This is a genomic window from Longimicrobium sp. (genome assembly GCF_036280135.1).
GTDB lineage: Bacteria > Gemmatimonadota > Gemmatimonadetes > Longimicrobiales > Longimicrobiaceae > Longimicrobium.
Genome location: NZ_DASURI010000105.1, coordinates 1 through 2203 on the forward strand (window position 1 = coordinate 1; position 2203 = coordinate 2203).

The 2203-nt window shown below is 71.7% G+C and carries 2 protein-coding genes and 1 pseudogene; all 3 read left to right on the top strand.

Going from position 1 to position 2203, the window contains the following annotated elements; translation table 11 throughout:
- Window positions 1-407 precede the first annotated feature (407 nt).
- Window positions 408-980, top strand: a complete 573-nt coding sequence (locus VFZ20_RS03315) for a UpxY family transcription antiterminator (protein WP_329682403.1) — start codon at window positions 408-410, stop codon at window positions 978-980.
- Between the two features lie 273 nt (window positions 981-1253).
- On the top strand, window positions 1254-1583 hold the full coding sequence (locus VFZ20_RS03320; RefSeq protein ID WP_329682404.1) for a hypothetical protein: 330 nt from the start codon (window positions 1254-1256) through the stop codon (window positions 1581-1583).
- 194 nt (window positions 1584-1777) lie between these two features.
- Window positions 1778-2203, top strand: a pseudogene (locus tag VFZ20_RS03325) (arginine beta-hydroxylase, Fe(II)/alpha-ketoglutarate-dependent); the annotation flags it as partial.

The window sequence follows — 2203 nt, forward strand, 5'->3', positions numbered from 1 at the left end:
TCCACGCCCATTTCCAGACTTGACATTTCTCCAATTCCGAGCCAAACTGGAATCAACTTTAGTAGACACAAAATGTGTGTGTAGTGCTTCGCGGCGAGTCGCACCCGGGAGGGTGTGACTCAGAGGGCGGAGCCGTACCCCCACGCCGGCGCTCTCGCCGATCCGCTGGTCTTTTCCCCCGCCATGCCTCACCGCGGGGGCTTCCATCCCCAACGCCGTCGCGGGTCCTCCCTACGAGTGCATCCCCCTCGTGGCCGACCTCTCCGTACACAAAAGCTCTGTTAAGGCCGTCGCGTTTGCGTGACGGGCACCTTCCTGGAGAAGAAGCTTCCTCCGCACGGTCCCAGGGCACCGCGCCGCGAACGACGGTGCGCGTCCGCGTCCTTCAAACGGGGAACCTCCGACGCATGCCATCCTTCGGAAACGGGTTCGGCGAAGTGGTCGCGCGCGCCTCCGACACGCGCTTCGACCAGCCCCACTGGTACGCCTGCCACACGCGTTCCCGGCACGAGAAGTCGGTGGAGGCGCTCCTGTGCCGGCAGCGGGTGGAGAGCTACCTCCCCACGACGCTGCGCGAGAGCCGCTGGAAGGATCGCACCAAGCTCATCCTGTTTCCCCTGTTCCCCGGCTACGTCTTCGCGCGCTTTACGCTGCACCAGCTCGCGCAGGTGCTCTCCACCCGCGGCGTGGCCGCCGTGGTGGGCGCGCGCGGGTGCCCCACGCCCATCCCCGCGTCGGAGATCGAGAGCGTGCGGCTGGTGACGAACGCCCTGGGCCGTCACGCCTCGGACCTGGAGAGCGCGCCGATGGTGGAAGGGAGCCGGGTGCGCGTGACCGCCGGGCCGTTCCACGGAGTGGAGGGCGTGGTGGTGGAGCGGCGGGGCCAGCGGCGCGTGCGCGTGGGAATCGCGGCCATCGGCCAGGGGCTGGAGGTGGACATCGGCGTCGCCGACGTGATCCCGATCCCCGCGCGGAGCTGACGCGCACCGCATCCGCCGGCGGATGGCCCTCCTCCGGGACTTCCCACGGCCTTCCCCCGTGCGCGGCGCCGCGCGCTCCGCGAATCCGCGCCCACGACCACGCTCCGCACGGGGCCGCGTTCCGCGGACCGTCCGCGACCCGCTTTGCTCCGGCCCGCGTTGCTCGCGGGAGCCCGCTCGCGCACACCACGCATCCCGCGAAAGGCCGCCCGCCGCCGTCCCCGGCCGCGGGTGATCCCCATCCCGAAACCCCCCGCAGGAGACGGAACGACCATGGCCGAGATGGGCAACTACTCCCGGGCGTACCTGGCCCGCGACCTCGCCGCGTTCGCGGGATGGAACCCGGACCCGGCGCAGCTGCGGCCCGCGGTGTCGGAGGTGGACGGACGCGAGGTGCACACGCCGCGCACGGCGCTGGACGACGAGGACGTCGTGTTCCTGCAGGAGGACTTTGGCGTGACGGACGGGATCTTCATGGACGAGCACGTCCTCTTTGCCGACGCCGGCCCCGCGTGGAGGGCGTTCTGCACGGACGTGCTGGGCTTTGACCCCGCCGGCGAGAGCGCGGACGGCCTGGCGGAGGCCCGTCCCGCGGCGTCCTGACCGCCCTTTCCCCGGCTTTCCCCCGGCCCGCGCGGCGTGACGCCGCACCGGGAGCGGCGGCGCGCGACCGCTCGCGGCCGGGCCGCGCGCCCGGGCGGACCGGCCGTACGAGGTACGGTCCCGCGGCCCGCGCTCCCGCGTTTGCCCTGAGCGCCCCCCTGCAGACGCCCTTTACCCCTTGAAGAGGTAGCCCCATGTCCAGGATCGTGCTGACCCCGGAGGAGATCGGCGAGATTCACGCCCTGCTGGGCACGCTGGCCGCGCGGTACGGGAGCGCCGAGTCGCAGGAGTTCCTGGACGAGGCCGACGTGCTCGCGCACGACCTGCCCCTGCGCGTCCGCAAGGCCCTGCGCGCGTTTCGCCTGTTCGAGCCCGACGACGCGCTGATGGTGGTCTCCGGCTGGCCCGTGGACGAGGAGAAGATCGGGCCCACGCCCGTGCACTGGAAGCAGCACGCGCCGGAGAACGACACCCGCGCCGAGGACATGCTGCTGGTGCTGCTGGGCTCGCTGCTGGGCGAGCCCATCGCCTGGAGCACGCAGCAGGACGGGCGGGTGGTGCACGACATCCTGCCCATCAAGGGGCACGAGCAGGAGCAGCTGGGCAGCGGCAGCGAGGTG

What these genes read in the sequence shown, in the direction of transcription:
- VFZ20_RS03315 (WP_329682403.1), top strand. Translation starts at nt 408, where the DNA reads ATGCCATCCTTCGGAAACGGGTTCGGCGAAGTGGTCGCGCGCGCCTCC.
- VFZ20_RS03320 (WP_329682404.1), top strand. Translation starts at nt 1,254, where the DNA reads ATGGCCGAGATGGGCAACTACTCCCGGGCGTACCTGGCCCGCGACCTC.